Source organism: Imhoffiella purpurea, assembly GCF_000585215.1.
Lineage (GTDB): Bacteria > Pseudomonadota > Gammaproteobacteria > Chromatiales > Chromatiaceae > Imhoffiella > Imhoffiella purpurea.
The window spans coordinates 1-407 of the sequence record NZ_AONC01000140.1; the positions used below are offsets into that span (position 1 = coordinate 1).

Annotated in this window: 1 protein-coding gene; it reads right to left on the reverse strand. The window is 70.0% G+C overall.

The genetic code is table 11. The features are described 5' to 3' along the window. Window positions 1-351 (reverse strand): hypothetical protein (locus tag D779_RS23345; RefSeq protein WP_456297601.1); only part of this gene is annotated, 351 nt, incomplete at its 3' end. Window positions 352-407 lie beyond the last annotated feature (56 nt).

Here is a 407-nt window from a genome sequence, read left to right on the forward strand (position 1 = left end):
CCGCGTCGTCCGGGCGCGAGCGGTTCGGGAAAGGCGAACAGACGGGCATCGAGACGCAGGCGGGTGATCAGGGTCGCTTGAGCGCTGAGGCACGTCGGCGCGTGCCGAACGCACCAGACGGGTCATAAAGGACAGCGCCCAGGGGCGCTCGCTCCAGGGCACGGGAACCAGCAACGCCATGCAGATCCACTGCACGCCCAAGCAGGTCACCACCTGGCTGCGGCGCGAGCGGACCGCATCGCGATACATCCCCTTCGCCCGGATGCGCGCGCCTTGGCGCCGCTCCAGCGTCTCGTCGACCGCGATCACCACCGGCCACTGCGGGGGCAGCATCGCGATCAACAGACCCAACAGAATCTGGGCCGCGCGGGGCGTCGACCAGCGCGCCCGGTTGAGAACCCGGTGGT